Source organism: Phyllobacterium zundukense, from assembly GCF_025452195.1.
Classification (GTDB): domain Bacteria; phylum Pseudomonadota; class Alphaproteobacteria; order Rhizobiales; family Rhizobiaceae; genus Phyllobacterium; species Phyllobacterium zundukense_A.
Map to the genome: position 1 here is coordinate 16,419 of NZ_CP104973.1, position 20,245 is coordinate 36,663.

Annotated in this window: 21 protein-coding genes and 1 pseudogene; 9 read left to right on the forward strand and 13 right to left on the reverse strand. The window is 56.7% G+C overall.

Features of this window, described 5'->3' with window-relative positions:
- Positions 1-131 precede the first annotated feature (131 nt).
- Entirely contained in the window at positions 132-1,148 is a 1,017-nt protein-coding gene (locus N8E88_RS12475; RefSeq protein WP_262293954.1) for a polyprenyl synthetase family protein, read from the reverse strand.
- 347 nt (positions 1,149-1,495) lie between these two features.
- On the opposite strand from N8E88_RS12475, the gene N8E88_RS12480 reads away from it, so the two are divergent.
- The 6 genes from N8E88_RS12480 (at position 1,496) to moaB (ending at position 5,117) form a co-directional block, all read left to right on the forward strand.
- Positions 1,496-1,717, forward strand: a complete 222-nt coding sequence (locus N8E88_RS12480) for a putative signal transducing protein (RefSeq protein ID WP_262293955.1) — start codon at positions 1,496-1,498, stop codon at positions 1,715-1,717.
- 3 nt (positions 1,718-1,720) lie between these two features.
- Complete coding sequence (locus tag N8E88_RS12485; RefSeq protein WP_262293956.1) at positions 1,721-2,491, forward strand: tRNA1(Val) (adenine(37)-N6)-methyltransferase; 771 nt, start codon at positions 1,721-1,723, stop codon at positions 2,489-2,491.
- A 72-nt stretch (positions 2,492-2,563) separates the two neighbouring features.
- The gene (locus N8E88_RS12490; protein WP_262293957.1) at positions 2,564-3,421 is read left to right on the forward strand and encodes a S49 family peptidase; all 858 of its coding nucleotides are present in this window, start codon (positions 2,564-2,566) and stop codon (positions 3,419-3,421) included.
- Positions 3,422-3,500: 79 nt separating this feature from the next.
- Positions 3,501-3,686, forward strand: coding sequence for a hypothetical protein (locus N8E88_RS12495; protein ID WP_112525800.1), 186 nt, complete (start codon positions 3,501-3,503; stop codon positions 3,684-3,686).
- Complete coding sequence (locus N8E88_RS12500; protein ID WP_410010712.1) at positions 3,686-4,582, forward strand: 4-(cytidine 5'-diphospho)-2-C-methyl-D-erythritol kinase; 897 nt, start codon at positions 3,686-3,688, stop codon at positions 4,580-4,582. The genes N8E88_RS12495 and N8E88_RS12500 overlap by 1 nt, the downstream gene beginning before the upstream one ends.
- Positions 4,566-5,117 carry a molybdenum cofactor biosynthesis protein B gene (moaB, locus tag N8E88_RS12505; protein WP_262293959.1) on the forward strand — a complete coding sequence of 184 codons (552 nt, stop codon included), beginning with the start codon at positions 4,566-4,568 and terminating at the stop codon, positions 5,115-5,117. The genes N8E88_RS12500 and moaB overlap by 17 nt, the downstream gene beginning before the upstream one ends.
- Here moaB and N8E88_RS12510 read toward each other — a convergent pair.
- Positions 5,114-5,662: a glycosyltransferase family protein gene (locus N8E88_RS12510; RefSeq protein WP_262293960.1), complete on the reverse strand. Its 549-nt coding sequence runs from the start codon at positions 5,660-5,662 to the stop codon at positions 5,114-5,116. The genes moaB and N8E88_RS12510 overlap by 4 nt on opposite strands.
- Before the next feature lie 115 nt (positions 5,663-5,777).
- Between N8E88_RS12510 and N8E88_RS12515 the strand changes: the two genes are divergently transcribed.
- Both N8E88_RS12515 and N8E88_RS12520 read left to right on the forward strand, forming a co-directional pair.
- Positions 5,778-6,929 carry a PA0069 family radical SAM protein gene (locus N8E88_RS12515; RefSeq protein WP_262293961.1) on the forward strand — a complete coding sequence of 384 codons (1,152 nt, stop codon included), beginning with the start codon at positions 5,778-5,780 and terminating at the stop codon, positions 6,927-6,929.
- Positions 6,930-7,094: 165 nt separating this feature from the next.
- Positions 7,095-7,755: pseudogene (locus N8E88_RS12520) on the forward strand (ribonuclease HII).
- 349 nt (positions 7,756-8,104) lie between these two features.
- Here the strand turns inward: N8E88_RS12520 and N8E88_RS12525 are convergent.
- The 9 genes from N8E88_RS12525 to N8E88_RS12565 all read right to left on the reverse strand — a co-directional run bounded on the left by N8E88_RS12525 (position 8,105) and on the right by N8E88_RS12565 (position 16,081).
- Positions 8,105-8,590: a F0F1 ATP synthase subunit B gene (locus tag N8E88_RS12525; RefSeq protein WP_114428483.1), complete on the reverse strand. Its 486-nt coding sequence runs from the start codon at positions 8,588-8,590 to the stop codon at positions 8,105-8,107.
- An 11-nt stretch (positions 8,591-8,601) separates the two neighbouring features.
- Positions 8,602-9,240 (reverse strand): F0F1 ATP synthase subunit B, encoded by a 639-nt coding sequence (locus N8E88_RS12530; RefSeq protein WP_262293962.1) that lies wholly within the window; start codon positions 9,238-9,240, stop codon positions 8,602-8,604.
- A gap of 104 nt (positions 9,241-9,344) precedes the next feature.
- A complete protein-coding gene (locus N8E88_RS12535; RefSeq protein WP_008125314.1) occupies positions 9,345-9,572 on the reverse strand; it encodes a F0F1 ATP synthase subunit C in 228 nt (75 codons plus the stop codon).
- A 116-nt stretch (positions 9,573-9,688) separates the two neighbouring features.
- Entirely contained in the window at positions 9,689-10,441 is a 753-nt protein-coding gene (locus tag N8E88_RS12540) for a F0F1 ATP synthase subunit A (protein WP_112525816.1), read from the reverse strand.
- Between the two features lie 49 nt (positions 10,442-10,490).
- A complete protein-coding gene (locus N8E88_RS12545) occupies positions 10,491-10,901 on the reverse strand; it encodes an AtpZ/AtpI family protein (protein ID WP_112526319.1) in 411 nt (136 codons plus the stop codon).
- 990 nt (positions 10,902-11,891) lie between these two features.
- The gene (locus tag N8E88_RS12550) at positions 11,892-13,061 is read right to left on the reverse strand and encodes a cell wall hydrolase (RefSeq protein ID WP_262295708.1); all 1,170 of its coding nucleotides are present in this window, start codon (positions 13,059-13,061) and stop codon (positions 11,892-11,894) included.
- A gap of 122 nt (positions 13,062-13,183) precedes the next feature.
- A complete protein-coding gene (gene der / locus N8E88_RS12555) occupies positions 13,184-14,653 on the reverse strand; it encodes a ribosome biogenesis GTPase Der (RefSeq protein ID WP_262293963.1) in 1,470 nt (489 codons plus the stop codon).
- Positions 14,654-14,675: 22 nt separating this feature from the next.
- Entirely contained in the window at positions 14,676-15,356 is a 681-nt protein-coding gene (locus N8E88_RS12560; protein ID WP_262293964.1) for a tetratricopeptide repeat protein, read from the reverse strand.
- A 143-nt stretch (positions 15,357-15,499) separates the two neighbouring features.
- Entirely contained in the window at positions 15,500-16,081 is a 582-nt protein-coding gene (locus tag N8E88_RS12565) for an NnrU family protein (RefSeq protein ID WP_262293965.1), read from the reverse strand.
- A 157-nt stretch (positions 16,082-16,238) separates the two neighbouring features.
- On the opposite strand from N8E88_RS12565, the gene N8E88_RS12570 reads away from it, so the two are divergent.
- The gene (locus N8E88_RS12570; RefSeq protein WP_262293966.1) at positions 16,239-17,276 is read left to right on the forward strand and encodes a polysaccharide deacetylase family protein; all 1,038 of its coding nucleotides are present in this window, start codon (positions 16,239-16,241) and stop codon (positions 17,274-17,276) included.
- 38 nt (positions 17,277-17,314) lie between these two features.
- Here the strand turns inward: N8E88_RS12570 and sbmA are convergent, their stop codons facing one another.
- Both sbmA and N8E88_RS12580 read right to left on the reverse strand, forming a co-directional pair.
- Positions 17,315-18,568: a peptide antibiotic transporter SbmA gene (gene sbmA, locus N8E88_RS12575; protein WP_262293967.1), complete on the reverse strand. Its 1,254-nt coding sequence runs from the start codon at positions 18,566-18,568 to the stop codon at positions 17,315-17,317.
- A gap of 323 nt (positions 18,569-18,891) precedes the next feature.
- Positions 18,892-20,052 (reverse strand): YbfB/YjiJ family MFS transporter, encoded by a 1,161-nt coding sequence (locus N8E88_RS12580; protein WP_262293968.1) that lies wholly within the window; start codon positions 20,050-20,052, stop codon positions 18,892-18,894.
- Positions 20,053-20,245 lie beyond the last annotated feature (193 nt).

Genomic DNA, 20,245 nt, shown 5'->3' on the forward strand with positions numbered 1-20,245 from the left:
AAAACCCTCTTTGTGTTCCCGAATTGTGATGATTGTCCGAATCCTCAAGGAAACCATGGCCTTTTTACGGTTTTCGCTCAAGGTTGATCGAATGTTCCGAGTTTTGGGCCTTTACGCAGCGTAAGAACCCATCAATTGACCCGGCTGATGCAGAAGTCGATGACTTCGAGAAGCGCATCCTTCTGCGGCGATTGATCGAGTGGAGCGAGTGCATCCCGGGCGATTCCGCCAAAGTGGCGGGCGCGCTGTATTGTATCACTCAACGCACCATAACGTGTCATCAATCCTTTGGCTTTTTCCAGGCCCTTGTCGTCATTTGCACCGTTCTCGAGCGCATCCTTCCAGAAAAGCCGCTCTTCGGGTGTTCCGCGCCGGTAGGTGAGGACCACCGGCAGGGTAATCTTGCCCTCGCGGAAATCGTCGCCAGTGTTCTTGCCAAGATCCTTGGCGTTGCCGCCATAATCCAGAGCATCATCGACAAGCTGGAAGGCGAGCCCGAGATTGAGACCATAGGAACGGAGCGCTTGGCGGTCGGTCCGCGACGCGCAAGCGATGATCGGTCCAACTTCAGCGGCCGCAGAAAAAAGCGCTGCCGTCTTCGCCTTGATGACGGCAAGATATTCGTCTTCGGTGGTTTCGAGATTTTTTGCAGCCGCAAGCTGCATTACTTCGCCTTCAGCAATCACCGACGCCGAAGTCGCGAGCACATCAAGTGCGTCCAGCGAGCCAACATCGACCATCATCTTGAAAGCCTGGCCCAAGAGAAAATCACCGACCAGAACGCTCGCCTGGTTGCCCCAGATCATGCGCGCCGTGCGCTTTCCCCGGCGCAGATCGCTTTCGTCAACAACATCGTCGTGCAGCAGTGTCGCCGTGTGCATGAATTCGACGCTGGTCGCAAGTTTGACATGGCCATCGCCGTGGTAGCCGAACATGCGGGCTGCAGCGAGCGTGATCATCGGGCGCAAACGCTTGCCGCCGGAAGAGATCAGATGGTTCGCAACCTCTGGAATCATCTCGACGTCCGACCCGGCTTTCGACAGGATGAGTTCGTTGACGCGGGCCATATCGGCGCCGGTCAGATCGATCAGCGGCTGCACCGATCCTGTACTGTTCTTCTTATCGTCAAGACTGACAACGACGCCCAAAACGAAACTCCCTGCGGTTCTGGCCTGATGCGGCGACACCTTATTTTGAGAGCATGTAACCCGCAAGCGGCGAATTGGCGCGCAAAATTTGCGCCAGTGGACCGAATTTGACATTTGAGTCCTGCGTGGCAGCAATGCTCGTGCTCAAGTGTCAAATTCAAGGTTCCACTAGAAACCAATAACTTGCTAGTGGTCCTTTGATTCTGGCATTCGCAAAAAGCGTCCTGCAAAAATGGGATGCGAATGTCAGAATCGGATCACCAGGGTGACAAATTCGTGATAAGGCCATCCACTGCTTCATACAATCAGGGCAAGGCGCTTTGCGCTACCCTGCAACGGTAGTCAAAATGATTGAAATACTGCGCACAAATGATCCGGTTTTAATCTCTTTTGTCGAGTCCCTGCTGAAGGAAGCGAAGATAAACCACTTCGTTGCCGATTCGAACATGAGCATTCTGGAGGGTTCGCTCGGTATTCTCGGGCGCCGCATCATGGTTGATGGCGACCGCGAAAAAGAAGTGCGACAATTGCTCATAGACGCCGGTATCGAACGGGAGCTTCGCGACTGACTTATGCTTGCCGATGCCTCACAGACGAAGGACGCGTTTCATCGCGGCAGATTTTACCTGTTGCAACCCGTGGCAAAAGGGCACCGCTCCGGTGTGGACGCGATGATCCTCGCCAGCGTGGTCCCGACCGATTTTGCCGGGCGGGTCGCCGACCTTGGCGCCGGTGCCGGTGCAGCAGGCCTTGCGGTGCTCTCCCGCTGCAATGGCTCCACGGCCGTCTTGATCGAACGATCGGACTTCATGGCTGAATTCGCGCGCAATTCGCTGGCGCTGCCTGAAAACAGCGCATTTTCCGGCCGTGCCGAAGTACTTCAGGCCGACGTGACGTTGACAGGCAAGACCCGTAATGCCGCCGGACTTGCTGACAACAGCTTTGATTTCGTCATCATGAACCCACCCTTCAATCAGCCCAGCGACCGCGCGACGCCCGACCCGATAAAGGCGGAGGCGCATGTCATGACCAAGGACATGATGGAAAAATGGGTGAGGACAGCCGCCGCCATCGTAAAGCCCGGCGGATCGATCGGGATCATCGCGCGACCCACATCGATAACGGATTTGCTCGATGCTCTTGAGGGACGTTTTGGCGGGCTGATCATTGTTCCCGTGCAGCCAAGACCACAGGACGCCGCCATTCGCATTGTCATCAAGGGTATCAGGGGAAGCCGGGCGGGACTCTCGCTCTATCCTGCCCTTGTCTTGCACTATGAAACCGGAAATGCATTCACCGAGCGGGCAATTGCCATCAACAATGGATTGGCGTCGCTTTTTTAGACTTTGATCCCATTGTGATTTCCTGCATGTGGCCTACATGGTTCTGACAACGCATAGCCACAGGAGACACGCTTGGCTCGATTTATCCGGAAATTATTGCCCCGTCGCTGGCGGCCCGACTATCAGGAAATTCCGGTTGTTCGCCTGCACGGCGTCATCATGTCTGGCGGCGGTCCGTTCCGGCAAAATCTCTCACTTGCATCGACGGCAGCTGTCCTGGAGAAGGCTTTTGGAGAAAAAGACGCACCAGCTGTCGCAATCTCCATCAATTCCCCGGGTGGATCGCCGGTTCAATCCCGTCTGATCTACCGGCGCATTCGCGATCTGGCCACGGAGAAGAACAAGAAAGTCTACATGTTCGTCGAGGATGTCGCCGCCTCGGGAGGTTATATGATCGCTATAGCCGGCGATGAGATCATAGCCGACCCCTCATCCATCGTCGGTTCTATTGGCGTTGTCTCGGCAAGTTTCGGATTCACCGACCTCATCAAGAAAATCGGCGTTGAACGCCGCGTCCATACAGCGGGAAAGAACAAGGCAACGCTTGATCCGTTCCGGCCCGAAAACAAGGAAGACATCGAGCACTTGAAGGCGCTTCAGCTCGAAATTCACGAGACTTTCATCAATCTCGTCAAGGAGCGGCGGGGAGAGAAACTAAGCGAAAATCCCGACCTGTTCACGGGTCTGTTCTGGACAGGGACGCGGGGCGTTGAACTTGGACTTGTCGATGGTCTTGGCGATATAAGATCGTATCTGCAGTCACAATACGGCCCAAAGACCCGGCTAAAACTGATCACGCAGCCACGGGGCATGTTCGGACGCAAAATTCCGTCTACCGAAACCAGAATTGAGGCGCTTGGAGCCAATCTGGCCAATGGTGTAGTCAGTGCTGTCGAGGAAAGGGCGCTTTGGTCGCGATTTGGGTTATGATCTGAGCGCAGCGAATTTTGGCAAGCTCGCAGCGGCGTGCTATTAATACTCAGAACATCTGGTTTTCGAGGTTGGGACGATGCCACAATTGATCTTTTTCGCTCTGGTCGGCTGTGCTGCCTTTTACGGCTATCGCTCGTTCAAGAAAGAGGCGCAGCGCGTTTCAGAGCGGGTTCGCGAAGCGGAAAAAGAAGTGCAGAATCGTGCGCAAGGAACATTGGTGCAGGATCCCGAGACGGGCGAATACCGTTTGCGCAAAGACTGATTTCAATGCTGGACAGTGTAGAGCGTACGATCAGCCTGATCGCCCCCGCCAAAATCAATCTTGCCCTGCATGTCACCGGGCGCAGGGATGATGGTTATCATCTGCTCGACAGCCTCGTCGTGTTTGCGCATATCGGCGACAAGGTGAGCGTGAAGCGAGCGCCGGTCGATTCCTTCGAAGTGTCAGGCCGCTTTGGATGCGCCTTGCCCTCTGATGAAACCAACCTCGTACTCAAGGCAAGGAACGCTCTGCGCGCCCGGTTTCCCGACAAGGCCGCTCCTGTTGCCATTCATCTTGAAAAACACCTGCCAATCGCTTCCGGTATTGGCGGCGGATCGAGTGATGCCGCGGCAACGTTACGGGCACTGACAGCGCTCTGGGGTATCGAAACGAACGAGCTGGCTGCAATCGGTCTGACCCTGGGCGCAGATGTCCCAATGTGTCTGCATGGCCAGCCATTGATTGCACGGGGCATCGGCGAGGAAATCGAAGGCGTCGACGATTTCCCGCATGTGCCGATGGTCCTCGTTAACAGTGGTGGAGCGACCTCAACCCCTCAAGTCTTTTCGGCACTTATAAACCGCGACAACCAGCCTCTTCCCGGGCTGCCCAGGCTCACCACCGTTCACGATGTCTGCATCTATCTCGGGCAGACGCACAACCATCTCTTTTCAGCTGCTGAAAAGCTCAGTCCGGCAATCGGCTATGCCATGCAGGCGTTGCGTAACACGGATCCTCGACTGGTGCGTATGTCCGGTTCGGGCGGCACCTGCTTTGCAATTTACGGCAGCGACCAGGAGGCCGAAGCTGCTGCAGCGGCGCTCAAGCGGGCTCAGCCGGGTTGGTTCGTTGTTGCCACACACAATGGAGGAGTTGATCTTGGCCCGGATCGATGAGACACGACCTTTTGTACCCGTCAAGATCGCCGTTCTGACGGTATCCGATACCCGCACGCTCGAAGATGACAAGTCGGGAACCACTTTGTCCGAGAGGCTTCTCGCCGCAGGTCATATATTGGCAGAGCGCACCATCGTTACCGATGACGCCGAAAAAATTCGGGATCGCGTGCTTTCGTGGTCAAAGGACCCGCAAATCGACGCGATCATCACCACCGGCGGCACCGGCTTTACGGGCCGCGATGTTACCCCGGAAGCGCTCGAGCCGATCTTCGAAAAGCGCATGGACGGCTTTTCCGAAGTGTTCCACCGCATTTCCTATGACAAGATCGGCACTTCGACCATTCAATCACGGGCAACCGGCGGCGTCGTCAATGCGACCTTCGTTTTCGTGCTGCCGGGTTCGCCCGGCGCCTGCAGGGACGCTTGGGATAATATTCTGCAATACCAGCTGGATTACCGGCATATGCCGTGCAATTTCGTCGAGATCATGCCGCGGCTGGATGAACATCTGACGCGCGGCGGCAAGGGCTAGGTCTTCTTTGACGGGGCCGGAATAATCTCCGCCCGAAGCCGTTTCATGGCGAGCCCGCGCGCAATATCGGCGGCCTTTTTCCCGGGAGTGAACAACGCCATCGACTGGCGCTTCGAGATGAGCAACCCATCGGCCAACGGGTTTCCTGGAGAGAATACACGGCTCAGAAACGGCCGGCGGTGGGTGTGCGACCGGGTGAAGCAAGCAGGCCCTTGCATGCGTTCCGCATGAACCGCAACGGGTTCGATCCACCCATCCAACAACCGCGCGCCGGGCTCGAGAAACAGGAACCATTCGCTGCGCGCCCGCCTGAAACCATCGATCAAAGCCTGGTCCTGCAGAAAGATGCATCCGGCGGCATCGGCAACACGATGGGTCTGATCGACAGAGCCCTGGTCGATGATGATCACATCGCTCAAAATGCCTTCTACGGCGCCACCGACCAGACCGCCGAGCGTCCTCGCCAAAGCCTCATCCGAATTTTGGGTTTCAATCAGGACGGAAATCATCAGGAGCCAATATAGTATTATTATAAGAATTTCCATCACTCCTTTAGGCGAAGATTGTTCTTGCTTTGTTCTAAAAGCTTGCTAGGAATAGATTCATGTTGCGGCTATGACGAGCGACTCGTTTCGCTCCCTGCCAAAGGAGACAAGGCAAATGAACATTGTGGTGCAAGCAGACAAGGCTGCCTTTGGTCAGGGCCGTGCACAACATACGAACGCGCTGATTGAAGAAGCGGGCTTGCGGGTTGACCATCAACGGCGGCGCGGTCGTGGGGCCGGCATCAATCCAACCGGCAGGTTCGAAGCAGAAACGCGCCATGTCTACGACGATGGCTGGGAAACCATCGAGGATCTGCCACCTTTCAAGACCGACGTTCAGGTGGAAAAGCCGCGCACGATCATTACCCGAAATGACTCGCCGGATATCAGTTTCGACCGTTCGATCAATCCCTATCGCGGCTGCGAGCACGGCTGCATCTATTGTTTCGCTCGACCGACCCACACCTATATGGGTCTTTCGGCAGGACTGGATTTCGAATCCAAGCTGTTTGCCAAACCCGATGCAGCGAAGATGCTGGATAAGGAATTGTCCAAGCCCGGCTATACCGCAAAGACAATTGCGATCGGCACGAACACTGATCCCTATCAGCCTGTGGAAAAGAAATGGCGTATCATGCGGGACATCCTGCAGGTGCTGGAGGCGCATCAACATCCCGTTGGAATCGTTACGAAATCCGCCTTGGTTGTGCGAGATCAGGATATTCTTGCACGCATGGCAGAAAAAGGCCTCGCCAAGGTTGCGCTTTCGGTGACATCGCTCGATGGCAAGCTTGCGCGTACGATGGAGCCCCGCGCCTCAACCCCGACGCGGCGCTTGCAGGCGCTTCGCAGTCTCTCGGATGCCGGTATCCCCGTAAGCGTGATGGTTGCCCCTATCATTCCCGGCCTCAATGACCATGAGGTCGAACGTATTCTCGACAGTGCCCACGCCATGGGCGCCAAAGAGGCTGGTTATGTGCTTTTGCGCCTGCCGCTGGAGGTCAGCCCGATCTTCAAAGACTGGCTGCTCCGCAACTATCCGGACCGCTATCGCCACGTTCTTTCGCTTGTCCGGTCAATGCGAGGTGGCAAGGATTACGATGCGGAATGGGGTAAACGCATGCGCGGTGAAGGACCTTATGCCTGGCAGATCGGCAGGCGATTTGAAATAGCTGCCAAGCGGCTTGGCATCAATGTGGACAAGCGCCGGCTGCGGACGGACTTGTTCAAGTCCACACCCGGAAGCGAACAATTATCGCTATTGTAAACTTTAGCGCAGCAGGTGTGACGATTTGGGTGGATTATCAGCAAAATCAATGAGTTATTTCCGTCAGGCGTGCCCCCTCTAGCCTGACGTGACCTTGGGTAGCCCACCCCATCAGCTACCCAGGGGCTTGCAGAGAATCAGAGCGAATGCGAGGCTCGTCGCAACATGGCTCGATCGCGTTCTGATTCTCTGCTTCTTCCCATCGAACCTGGCAAACCGGATTTTGCCAGCGAGCGAAAGCTTATGCGTAGCGGGATTGAGCTTGTCGCCGGTATAGACGAGGCCGGGCGCGGTCCGCTGGCGGGACCAGTTGTGGCTGCCGCGGTTATTTTGAATCCGAAGAAAATACCAAAAGGCCTTGACGATCTCGAAACGGCTGACTGCGGAGCGCCGCGAGGAACTGTTTGATATTATTACTGAAACAGCGCTAGCTTGCGCCGTTTCAAGCATTTCTGCGCCAGTGATCGATGCAACCGATATTCTGAAAGCCGCACTTGAGGCGATGCGCCGGGCCGTATGCGGTCTGGCAATTCCTCCGGGTCATGCGCTTATCGACGGGCGCGACGTGGCCCCGGGGCTTCCCTGCCCGGCGACGGCACTGATCAAGGGCGATCAACGTTCCGTATCGATCGCGGCGGCCTCTATCCTCGCCAAGGTGACACGCGACCGGATGATGTCACAGACCGGCAAATACTTTCCGCTTTATGGTCTGGAAATGCACGCCGGATATGGAACCGAGTTCCATCGCAACGCCATGGAGGAGCATGGCCCTGTGGTGGGCCTGCACCGTTTCAGCTTCTCGCCGCTGAAAGAGCGCCAAACCTAAGGTCTGTTAGTATTCACGCCATGGCGGCCTGCAAACGGCGTTCTTCTGCGTTCCCGTGCTCGCGTACCAAAATGTACGCTCCGCTCCTGTGCTCGAAAACCACCGTTTTCTCCTCGCCCTGACATGAATCTCAACAGACCTTCGTATTTCAACTTGGCACCACCAAATTTCACTCTTCTGTTGAAATTCTTGCGCCAGAATCGCACTTTCTTGCATCGGAATCGTGACCTCTTGTGCGAGATTCAGAGATTCTAGCATAAAACATCTGCCGGATTCAGATCAATGTGAGAATTAAAAAGAAAGCCGCCTTTCGGCGGCTTCCTGAACGTTCGAAGTTCCCGTTCTTGCTTTAGTTCAGTCGGGATTTTACTTCAGTTAGCGATGACTTGAAGAAGTCAGCCGATGTCTTGGCATCCACCTTGTTGCCAAGAATATGGCTGGCCGCGGCGACAGCGATATCGACGGCGGAGGCCCGAACTTCGTTGACGGCTTCGGTCTCGGCCTGAGCGATCTTCTGTTCGGCGAGCTTTTTGCGGCGCGCCACATATTCTTCGGTTTTCTGCTTGGCTTCTTCGAGAAGGCCATGCGCTTCACGCTCGGCAGCAGCCACGATCTCGCCCGCTTCCTTTTCGGCTTCCTTGCGCTTGCGCTGGAATTCCGCAAGCAGGGATTGTGCTTCCTCGCGCAGGCGGCGGGCTTCTTCAAGCTCGTCGCGAATTTTATCAGCGCGACCGTCAAGCGATTTGTTAACGACTGCCGGAACCTTGAGATAGATCATCAGCGCCAGGAAGATGACGAGACCGACCAAGGCATAGAATGTTGCGTCGAATTCCATTGTGGTTCTCCTCAGCCCCGAACAGCTTTGACCGCGGCGGATATGCTTGCCTTGTCGATGCTACCGCCGAGGATCTTCTTGACGATCTCGCTTGCAGTATCTTCCGCAATCGTTCCGACTTCCTTCATCGCCTTGTCCTTGATGGCGGCAATGCTGGCTTCGGCGTCGCTCAATTTCTTCTCGAGGGCTGCCGAAATGTCGGCCTGTTCGGCGTCGGCTTTCGCCTTTGCGTCATCACGGGCGGTCTGGGCAATGCCACCGGCCTTCTTCTTGGCGTCGGCCAGTTCCTGCTCGTAGGCAGCAAAGGCGTCATCCGAGTCCTGCTTCATGCGCGCAGCCTGATCGAGATCGGTCGCGATGCGATCACGACGCGTTTCGATGATACCGCCGATGCGTGGCAGCACCACCCGCGACAGGAATAGATAAAATGCGGCGAATGTCACTGCCAGCCAGAGAATCTGCGATGCAAAATGGCTGGAGTCGAAGGGCGGGAAAACACCTTGCTGATGCGGCACGCCGGTTTCAGTGTGCGTCTCTGCTGCGTGGGCGTCAGGCGTCGCGCCCGGTACGGCCGTTTCGGCTGCACCATGCGTATCGGTCTGAGCGACTGTTTCCGTTGTGGATGCGGCGTTCGCCGAAGACACAAACATATAAAATCCCCTTGAAGTCGGGTGTTTCCCAAAATCAGCAAACGTAGCTTGCTGCAAATAAGAAACTGGCCGCGCCGGGCGCAGCCAGTAACGGGCCGTTCAGATTAAACAGCGAAGAGAAGCAGAAGAGCGATGAGCAGCGAGAAGATGCCCAAAGCTTCGGTAACGGCAAAGCCGAATACCAGACGGCCGAACTGGCCATCAGCTGCTGAAGGGTTGCGCAACGCACCGGAGAGATAGCTGCCGAAAATATTGCCGAGGCCGAGGGCCGTTCCGGCCATACCAAAACAGGCAAGACCTGCACCGATGTACTTTGCTGCTACCGGATCCATATTAAACTCCTTTTAGATCGATTCATCATTGATAGATTGCGTTTGGCGGAAACCCGCCGGTGAAGTCTTTGGCACGGGTCCAGCTTCGAAGCCGGACCACGGTCCAATTCTGGAAGCTAGTGACCGCCGGGATGGACTGCGTCGTTCAGATACATGCAGGTGAGCACGGTGAAGACGTAGGCCTGAAGGAAAGCCACCAAAAATTCGAGACCGGTCAGCGCCACTGTCATCGCAAGCGGCAGCACGGCGCCGCCTATACCGAGCGCACCGAGAGCGCTCAAGGAAGCGACGAAACCAGCAAACACTTTCAGCGTGATGTGGCCAGCAAGCATGTTGGCGAAAAGACGAACCGAAAGGCTGATCGGACGGGAAAGGAACGAGATGATCTCGATCGGCACCACCAGCAAAAGCAGTGGAGCAGGCACCCCAGACGGAATGAACACGCCGAGAAATTTGAAGCCATGCTTGGCAAAACCATAGGCAAGGACAGTTCCGATCACCAGAAGAGCAAGCGCGAAGGTGACGATGATCTGGCTGGTGACAGTGAAAAAATAAGGAAACATACCGAGCATATTGGCAACGAGCACGAACATGAACAGCGAGAAAACGAACGGGAAGAACTTCATTCCGGCGTTGCCTGCCGATTCGCGCAAGGTCGAGGCGACGAATTCATAGGCCATTTCCGAAATGGATTGCAGACGGGTCGGAATGAGACCGCGATTGGAAGAGGTGAGATAGAGAAATGCCGATGCAACGCCAACCGTTGCAACCATGAAGGCAGACGAATTGGTGAAGGATAGATCAATTCCACCCAGATCAATGGGAATCCACTTGGTGATATGGAATTGATGAATCGGATCGTTGGACACTGTAACCTCGTCTCTCTCGCATCATTCCCGCAAGCATCAGCCCGCAAGGCTATTCCGGTTTGTCGCGCTCCGCGTCCTTGATGGACTGCAGACCACGGTTTTCCGCCACACGTCCCGCAGAGCGCAGGATATTCAGCGTTCCAGCACAAAAACCAAGGAGGAGCAGAATGATAAGCCCCCAAGGTGAAGTACCCAAAAATCGGTCAGCTAACCAGCCCAACCCCGCACCAACCAGAACGCCGGCGATAAACTCGCTCGACAACTTCATGGCCTGCGCGACACCGGAGGCGGTTTCCGTCCCCTTGTCGTCTGAACCGGATTTTCGCGCAGCGCCTCTAGAAGCAAGTTTTGCCCCCAGAGCACGACGACGGCTCTCCAGTTCCTCCGAAGTCAGCATCTTCCCGGCACCCGGCGTGCTACCGACAGAACCTGACTTATCGGGATCCTTACCCGTGGCCAATGGCATGTCCTTTACACGCTGAATGCGAGGCTTCACCCCCGCTTCGAAGTCGCGCGCAACATATTGTTACGGTCCACGCTAGTCAAGGCGCATACCCGAGACTCCCAAGGGTAATTTTCGTGGTGAAATTCAATATGTTAGCCAAATATGACTATATGTCTCACCTCTTGATCGAAGTTTTGCGGCCGAATCCTTGACGATCGCGCAGATGCGGGGCGTCTCAACGGACCCCGATCAAGTGGTGAGCCACGACAATTTCAGATGTCGCGCAGTCTGGTTCAACCCTGCGTTTCTTGCGGGTCGCATCGTTCCAACCGTAAATGAAAAGCGGACAGCATCATGCGATTTGAGGGCAAAAGCAGGAAGCACCGAGCCAGCCGGTGCATCGAAGGGATGGCCGCTTCGACCTTTGGGCAAAGGCCCTGCCCTCAAATCTGGAGGTGAACTATGCGGAGATTTCCGTTTAGCATCGCCCTTATGTTGAAAAGGACCCGGACTGGCTGGCAAGTCACGCTCCGGGTCCAATTCTTCACCTAAGGAACGGGGGACGGGCGAAAGCTCGTTCCCCACTCCAGAAATAATATAGCAGTTTTCCCGTGGTTTCCAAGCGTCCGAACATCAAATCCAGCCCGCCATCTATGATCCGTATTCACCGATTGCATTCACTCAACCCTGCGTTTCTTGCGGGTCGCATCATTCCAACCATAAATGAAAAGCGGACAGCATCATGCGAGAAAGCACCGAGCCAGCCGGTGCATCGAAGGGATGGCCGCTTCGACCTTTGGGCAAAGGCCCTGCCCTCAAATCTGGAGGTAATCTATGTGGTACAAGCCATTTAGTATTGCACTGATTGTTAGAAAAACCCGGACGAGCTGGTCATGGACCGTCCGGGTTCATTTCGCATAATCAGGAACGGGGGACGGGCGAAAGCTCGTTCTCCACTCCAGAACGAATATAGCAGCTTTCCCGTTGTTTCCAAGCGCCCGAGGATCAAATCCAGCCGCCACCGTAGGTGCGATAAAATATGTGCTGGCCAATCCTGTCGATGCGCTTCATCGTATGCGCCCACATCGCCCGGACATAGACCGCATGATAATGCGTGGCCGAGCCAATCTCTGGCAGGAAAATCCGCCCCGATGTGACGGCCATGGCGACTTCCTGCGCGACTTTCCATTGCTTGGGCTCGGTTACGTTGAGTTTGCGTCCTTCGCAGGCAAAGGAAAACTGGCAGCGGTTGATCCAGTCATCGTTCTGGTAGACGACGTTGCAAATGGTTTTTGGATAAGCTGGATTGCGCACGCGATTGAGAATGACCTGCGCCACGGCCGCCTGACCTTTGACGCTTTCACTCCTCGCTTCAAAATAAATGGCGGTTGCCAGACACTTCTGTTCTTCCTTTGTGAATACGACGGGGGGCAAGGGCGTCGCAAGCCAGTCATGGTCGCCGGCACCAAGCTGCGGAATAAAACGACCGGGAAGTTTCGGCTCATTCAAGATTGTGTCGAACGGAGATGTCTTGGAATAATCCGGCGCTGCAGGCGCATAACCGAGTGCCAGCACATCTGGCTGATTGTTGGTGACGAGGCTCGCCAGCATCGGCGGCAGATCCTGCTCCGGTTTCTCCGGCGCGCGATTATGGAAAGCGAGTGCGATCTGAATTTCCTTGCCGGCGATCTTTGGCTTGGCAAAAGCCATTTCGACCTCAACGCCATGGGTCGGGCGAATCAGCATGCTTTGGCGCTGCAGGATGGAACCAGCGCTGAAGGCCTTGGGTGGGGCTTTTTTAGAGATTGTGACGATGCGTCCCTGCTTTTCAGCGCGGTTGATACGATCTTCATCGGGCGTCGCGCCCGGTGCTTTCTGCGAGCCATTGATGACGATCGGGCCAATGCCGGGAGCATTGATACCACTTGCGGGAATACTGGACGTGATCGCTTGTTCATCAACGAAGGACATGTTGGCCTTCTGGATTGAGCCGGCAGGAGATTTTTCCAGATAGGAAGTCCAGCGGCCTTGCCCGGACTCGGAACCCGACAGCATGCTCGCCATATCCTGGTAGGCGGTGACGGTCGGGGAGAGCAAATAAATCGCCGCTCCGATGACCAGTGGACCAATGATATTCCGATCTGTCCGGTTCTTCAGCTGGGAACACGCCCGCAACAATCCAGAGAAACGCACGCCGATACCCCACTCACAACCGAACAATTCTGGTCGTAAAAATGAAGCATTAACCTTGATGGAGGGTTAACGAAGTGGGGAGAATGGTAGTGAAAATCCTTCCCCTACCGCTTCTTCTTTGCCCGTCCGGCAAAGGGATTGTCCGAGGTGCGGAGCACTAGGCGGATAGGAACACCCTGAATATCGAACGTCTCGCGAATCCCGTTGGCCAGATAGCGCACATAGGATGTCGGGAACGCATCGGGACGCGAGCAGGAAATGACGAAGCCCGGCGGGCGTGTCTTGACCTGCGTGATGTACTTGATCTTGAGGCGCCGGCCGGCGACAGCGGGCGGTGGATGATGCGCAAGGACGCCTTCCAGCCAGCGATTGAGGCGGCCTGTCGAAATGCGGCGATTCCAGATCTCGTCCGTCGAGGCAACGGCGGCCATCAGCTTGTCGATGCCCTGGTTGCGCTCGCCCGAGATCGGCACCGCGCGGATGCCCCGAATCTGCGGCAGGAGGCGCTCGGTCTTTTCGCGCAGGTCGGCCAGAACCATCTGGCGGTTCTCGACGAGATCCCATTTGTTGAACGCGATGACCGGCGCCCGGCCTTCGCGGATGATCAGATCGGCGATCTGCAGGTCCTGCTTCTCGAACGGGATCGTTGCGTCGAGCACGATGATGACGACTTCGGCAAAGCGGATGGCACGCAGCGCGTCGCCGACGGAAAGCTTTTCGAGCTTGCCCTGAACCCGCGACTTGCGGCGCAGGCCAGCGGTGTCGAAAAGCTTGATCTTGCGGCCGTTCCACTCCCAATCGACGGAGATGGAATCGCGGGTGATACCGGCTTCGGGACCGGTGAGCAGCCGGTCTTCGCCAAGCATGGTATTGACGAGAGTGGACTTGCCGGCGTTGGGGCGGCCGACAATCGCGATGCGCAGCGGTTTCGACGCATCATAGGCCGGAATGTCGTCGGCGTCGGGATCATCGATATCATCGCCGATCAGTTCATCGAGCGAACGCGGAACCGCAGGGATGGTGACGGCGATGCTATCGTCCGCATCATCCTTTCTGTGCTCATCGGGAAAGACGCGCTCTTCGCCCATGATCTCGACAATGGCATCGCGCAAGTCCGGGAAACCCTGGCCGTGTTCGGCCGAAATCGGTGTCGGCTCGCCGAGACCGAGCGCATAGGAATCGTACATGCCGGATTCGGCGCCACGCGCTTCGGCCTTGTTGGCGATCAGAATAACCTTCTTGCCTGCACGCCGCACGAGATCGGCGAAGGTTACGTCGGTCGGGGTGATGCCGGCCTTGGCATCGACGAGGAAGAAGACGAGATCAGCTTCGCCGATGGCAAGTTCTGTCTGGGCACGCATACGGCCTTCCAGCGATTCGCTGTCGACCTCTTCGAGCCCTGCCGTATCGATGACGTCGAACTTCAGATCGTAAAGCTTGGCGCCATGGACGCGGCGATCGCGGGTGACGCCGGGAAGGTCGTCGACGAGCGCGATCTTGCGGCCGACGAGCCGGTTGAACAGCGTGGACTTACCGACATTCGGACGGCCGATTATTGCGACGGTAAAGCTCATCGGCTCAGAATTCCTGTTCTATTCAGCCGGCGGCAGCGGCAGGAGTGGCGCCGGTGCTCTTCAACAGATCCAGCATGGTATCGGCGAACTGGCGCACATTGGCAGGTGCAGCCTGATCATCGGAAATCTGCTGGAACAGCTTGGTGGCATCCGCACCGCGGCCGGCCTTCCAGGCGGCAAGACCAAGCGCCTCCCGGGCAGAATGGCGCATCGGATTGCTGTCGGATGAAAGCGGCTCGACTCGCGACGCCACGTCATCGTAGGAGCCGGTATCGACGAGGATGAAGGCGGCGCGCAGCTTGGCAAGATCGCGGATGGCCTGCGGAATGGACGTGTCGGCGGAGACCTTGTCGAAGGCGGCGACCGCACCGGCAAGATCACCCTTCTGGGCGATGACACCGGCGGCGCGCATGCGGGCCAGCACCGGATAGGCGCCATAACCATCCTTTTCAAGCTGGTCGAGGGTCTTCAGCGCTTCGTCGTTCTTGCCGTCGCGAACAAGATTGAGCGCGGCGAGAAACTGATCGCCGGACTGCGAAGCCTGCTTTTCCGTCCAGTACTCGTAGAAGGCAAAGATGCCAGTGCCGACAACAAGCGCCACAACCGCACCGATGAGCAGCGAGCCATAGCGCTTCCAGAATGCCTTCACCTTGTCGGAGCGCAGTTCTTCATTTACCTCACGGAAAAAGCCGTCGTCAGTCATGGTGCCTCTGGGTAGCCTTGTGCCACCGGATCAATTGATAAAACGCGGCGCAGCTCTCGCCGTCCGCGCATGGAGTTCAGGGGCTTTTAGTCGGAAAAGTTACGCGATGTAAGGGCTAACTTCAAAATAGCCCTCGAATTGAGCTACATCGGCTGGACGCCAATCAAAAGCGCATGCAATTTCCATACGAAGAGGACGTAGAGCACGAGACCAATGACAATGCCGATCACATCATTGGAGACCGGGCCGGGAACGATATAGGGCGCGGCAAGCCCTGCCCGCTCCTGCCGTTTGATTGCGATGCGATCGACCACAGCCCATGCCAGGAAAGACAGAAACAGGATGAGCGACGCAAGATCGCCATTGGCGAGGAGATGTGCCAGCGCCCAGGTCTTGATGGAGATCAGCATCGGATGCTTCAGCGCGGGTTTCATGCGGCCGGCTTTTGCGATGAATATCCCAAGGAATATGAAGGCGAAAAGCATCAGCAGCGCGGTGACGTGTTTCATCCAGACTGGCGGTTCGTAAAGCACCGGTGCGTCGGGGCGCGCCATGCCGTAGCCCCACACGAGAAGCACGAAACCGACGAGCGAAATGACCGAGTAGAGGCCTTTCCAGGTGTTTTCGCCCCACTGCTCCATCCTGGCCAGACGCCACTCCGGCGCAACGATGCGTACCGAATGAATTCCAAGAAAAACGATGATCCCAAGAATCAGTATCAGCATGACCGCCTCCCTCAATGCTGGCGGGAAGATAGACCCATGCGGGACCGGTTAGAAGGTGTATCGCTTGCGGTGGATCGCCGCGTCCGATCATCGCCACATTTCACTTGTAGCGCCTAGTGGAGCTAGCGTCCCTCCCCGGAGCCACCCCATCCCTGCCATGCGTTCGATCTGTACCGTTCTCGCCGCGTCCCTCGCGTTCTCATTATCCGTGCCCGCCCTGGCAACAAGTGGGGTGGAGCTGCGCGGTTCGATCGGCGCCAAGCCGCAATACGTGCTGATCTCGTTCGACAATTCGGGCAGCAATGCGCTTTGGGACCGCAGCCGCGCATTGGCACAGCGATCAAACGCCAGGTTCACCTATTTCCTCTCCTGCGTATTTTTGATCGACCGCGATGATCGCAAGTCCTATCAGGCGCCGAATGAACCTGCAGGACGTTCCAACATCGGCTTTGCCACCTCGAAGGAAGATATTGCCCAGCGCCTCGACAATATCTGGCGGGCGCGCAACGAGGGCAACGAGATCGCCAGCCATGCCTGTGGCCATTTCGACGGGAAGACCTGGTCGAAGGCGGACTGGAAACATGAATTGACGACATACAAAAAGGTGCTCAGTGGTGCCTGGAGCAAATATGCCACCGACCCGGAGCCGGCAGGCTGGAAACACTTCGTCGATACGGAAATACGCGGGTTCCGCGCGCCTTACCTTTCGGAAAGTCCGGCGCTGCTTTCAGCGTTGAAGGACAAGGGCTATGTCTTCGACGGCAGCGGTGTATCGCGCGGTCCGGCTCTGCCGCTGCATGCCGGCGGTCTTTATCAATTCGGCCTGCCGACGATCGACGAGGGGCCGAAAAACAAGCCGGTCATCGCCATGGACTATAACCTCTTCGTGCGCCATTCCGGGGCAGTGGAGCGCCCCGATCACCTGGACGAGTTCGAGAACCGAGCCTACGATGCCTTCAAGGGCGCCTTCGAGCGCCAGTATGAGGGAAAGCGCATTCCGTTCCAGATCGGCCTGCACTTCACGCTGATGAATGGCGATGCCTATTGGCGCGCGCTGGAGCGTTTCACCAGCGAGGTTTGCGTCAAGGCCGACGTGCGCTGCACGACCTATAGCGAGTATCTGAAGGAGACCGGCGGAGCGATGCCAGTCGCCGGCGCGGAACTGGTGAAACCGGCAGCGGGCGGCGGGATCTAGAGCAAGTTTTGCTCTAGCCGCCGCCCGCTATGCGATAATCACGCTTCTTCAGCCTGGGTTTGCAGATAGCGCTCGTCGATGGCTGGTAGTGGCTCATCGTAGATCACCGCTTCAAAAGCGCGTAGACGCTTGTAGATCGAGATAAGCTCGACGATCGTCGTCCATGAGTTCACGAGATACTGGAACGATGACGTCACCTGTCCGAACGCTCCGCTGATCTGGTTCATGGTGCCAAGGGTGATCTTGCCTGCGACGATCGACGGTATGAGTACGATCAGCGAGAAGATATTGTCGGTCTGCAGATAGAGATATCGAGCGACGTTGAAATACATGTAGTGAAAATAGAGGCGGAAATAGTTGCGCCGAACGTTGGAGAAGAGATCGGCGACGACCGGGGGTTGAGCCCTGTCTTCATGATCTTCACCGTAAACGAGTTCCTTGCGATATGCGGCTTCCACACGCTGGTTGCGAAATTGCAAGCCAGGCAATTTCACGCCCACGCCAGCAAGTACGACCGTACCGAAAATCGACCAGAAAACCGCGGCGAACACAAGCGGGTGCGGTACTTCCCCGACGATGGGCAACTCAGTAATGTTGGCAGACAGGGCGATCAGGACGGGTACGAAAGCAATCAGGGTCATGAAGGAGTCGATGAGCCTTACACCGAGGCCCTCCATCGTTTCGGCAAACCGCATCGTGTCTTCCTGAACACGCTGCGAAGCACCTTCGATATGCCGCAACTGGCTCCAGTGGGCCATGTAGAATTCGTTCATCGCCGTGCGCCAGCGGAAGATATAGTGGCTGACAAAGAACGCCAGCAAGACACTGACCGTAACACCAACAAGCGCCACGCCAAGAAATTGGCTGACCCCCTCATAAAACTGTTCGTAGGTTACAGGTGCTGACTTGGATACCGCAGTCTGAATGAGATTGTAGAACGGTCCATACCAATTGTTGACGGCAACGCTGACCTGAACCTGGAAATAGGTAACGAAAAGAATGAACGCTGATCCAAGAACGGACCAGCGCTCCCATCTGTGCGGGGAGAACCAAGCCCAGAAACCGGCAAAGATTGCGACTACGATTGCAAAGTAGATGTAGAACCAGATGAACGCCGGTGACCAGAAGCTGGCTATGCCGATAATCGGTGGGGCGTCGGGTGCTGCCGGGGGCAAGCCGATATAGGCACCCAAACGTTCGCCTATGAAGAACCAGAACAGGACAGCCGCTAGCGACCAAAGGGCCGCCGAAGTGAAAAAGAGCCTTGGCCTGGGGAAAAATGAGACAAACACGGTGAGTTCCTCGAGTGAAAAGTCATGCAGTTTGTGGTTGTGACGAGTTTCATGACCTTAACAGCATGAATAGGGCAAAGAAGGAACCGTGGTAATTAAATTGCTGTAATGATTTGGAGGTGTTGGTGCCTGATCCTGCTGCACAACAGCTGTGCGTGGTTCGACAAGCTCACCATGAGGGTGGTGGTTTGATTGCAGGAGCACCAGAGATTGCAGGTTGCCAATTATCGGGTCTGCCGGTTGTTCCTGCAATCAATCCACCTCCCTCATGGTGAGCTTGTCGAACCACGCACAGCAGCATTGCAACCCGGAAAATCAGACACTCAACGCATTTGCCGTCCCGCGGAAAATGCAAAGAGTGCGGCGATCACCAGACCCGCTGCCGCGGCAAGCGTGGCAATGATGAAGTCGCCGGTGATGTTCGCGACATATCCGCCAATCAGCGGTCCGATGATCTGGCCAACACCGAATGCGGCGGTCATCACCGCCATGACGCGGCGTTGTGAATGCGGCAGAAGCACCCGTCCCGCCTGAAACCCGAAGGCGGTGATGACGATGAAGGTCAGCCCCAGCAGGAGACCACCCAGCAAGGGCCCGGCCGGCGATGGCAGGACGACACTCGCCGCAACGCCGACAGCCTGGACGGCACAGCCCAGAGCGAGCGCGACAAACGGACCGGTGCGCCGCAACAGCGGTGTCCAGAGCCAGACGGATATCGCACCTGCAGTGCCTGTCACGAACCAGACCAGCGCTTCCATCCACGGGCTGCCATGGCTTGAGCGAACGATGGCTATGATGAATGTTGCGGTAATGATGTAGCCGAAGCCGAACAGGCCATAGGCAATGTTGATCTTGATGAATTCCGGCGTCCAGACGATAGGCGGCTCTGCTGCGGCTGAACCGCTGCGCACCGGCCCTTGCCTTATCAGCGCGAAGACCGCGATGAGACCGATGACGGAAAGCACGGCCGCGCCGATCCAATCTTCCCGCCAGCCATGACCGCTGGCGGAACTTGCGGCAACCAGCAAAGATGATATCGCTATGCCGGTGCCAACGCCGCCAAAATGCATCGCCTGCAAATCCTGCCGGTTGGCAGCGGCGAGATGACTGAAGACGATCGTTGCGGTGAATACCAGCATGAAGGCGCTGGCAACGCCTGCAAAGAAACGGATGACGGAAAAGAGCATCACCCCGTCACTGACGCTCATGGCGAAACAAAGCGCGGCGCTTGCGGTGAGAGACGCGTAGACCAGAGGACGCTCGATGCCCGACGCCCAGCCGAAACCGGCGATGATCGCGCCGAGCAGATAACCGAAATAATTGGCCGAGGCGATGAGACCGCCGTCGCCCGGTGTCAGGCCAAGCTCGCTCATCATGCCGGGGAGGATCGGCGTGAAGATGAACCGGCCGATACCCATGCCGACCGCCATGGCCACGAGCCCGCCGAGAGCGAAACGAACGGGAGATGCGGCAGCTGGCTTCATGCGCGGGACATTATCGCCGCGTCATCCGGTGACAAGACAATAAATTTGATGGTTACGTGATTTCGGGTGATCGGTTGGAGGAAGATTTGTTGTGCGTGGTTCGACAAGCTCACCATGAGGGAGGTGGTTTGATTGGAGAGAGCCAGCGATTGCAACGTTGGAGATTAGCGTTGCAGCCCCCTCACCTCCCTCA

Bases quoted from the DNA above. Each gene is read 5' to 3' on its own strand.
- N8E88_RS12480 (WP_262293955.1), top strand. From the start codon at position 1,496: ATGATTGAAATACTGCGCACAAATGATCCGGTTTTAATCTCTTTTGTC.
- N8E88_RS12485 (WP_262293956.1), top strand. From the start codon at position 1,721: ATGCTTGCCGATGCCTCACAGACGAAGGACGCGTTTCATCGCGGCAGA.
- N8E88_RS12495 (WP_112525800.1), top strand. From the start codon at position 3,501: ATGCCACAATTGATCTTTTTCGCTCTGGTCGGCTGTGCTGCCTTTTAC.
- N8E88_RS12510 (WP_262293960.1), bottom strand. From the start codon at position 5,662: ATGGAAATTCTTATAATAATACTATATTGGCTCCTGATGATTTCCGTC.
- N8E88_RS12515 (WP_262293961.1), top strand. From the start codon at position 5,778: ATGAACATTGTGGTGCAAGCAGACAAGGCTGCCTTTGGTCAGGGCCGT.
- N8E88_RS12525 (WP_114428483.1), bottom strand. From the start codon at position 8,590: ATGGAATTCGACGCAACATTCTATGCCTTGGTCGGTCTCGTCATCTTC.
- N8E88_RS12530 (WP_262293962.1), bottom strand. From the start codon at position 9,240: ATGTTTGTGTCTTCGGCGAACGCCGCATCCACAACGGAAACAGTCGCT.
- N8E88_RS12535 (WP_008125314.1), bottom strand. From the start codon at position 9,572: ATGGATCCGGTAGCAGCAAAGTACATCGGTGCAGGTCTTGCCTGTTTT.
- der (WP_262293963.1), bottom strand. From the start codon at position 14,653: ATGAGCTTTACCGTCGCAATAATCGGCCGTCCGAATGTCGGTAAGTCC.
- N8E88_RS12560 (WP_262293964.1), bottom strand. From the start codon at position 15,356: ATGACTGACGACGGCTTTTTCCGTGAGGTAAATGAAGAACTGCGCTCC.
- N8E88_RS12565 (WP_262293965.1), bottom strand. From the start codon at position 16,081: ATGCTGATACTGATTCTTGGGATCATCGTTTTTCTTGGAATTCATTCG.
- N8E88_RS12570 (WP_262293966.1), top strand. From the start codon at position 16,239: ATGCGTTCGATCTGTACCGTTCTCGCCGCGTCCCTCGCGTTCTCATTA.
- N8E88_RS12580 (WP_262293968.1), bottom strand. From the start codon at position 20,052: ATGAAGCCAGCTGCCGCATCTCCCGTTCGTTTCGCTCTCGGCGGGCTC.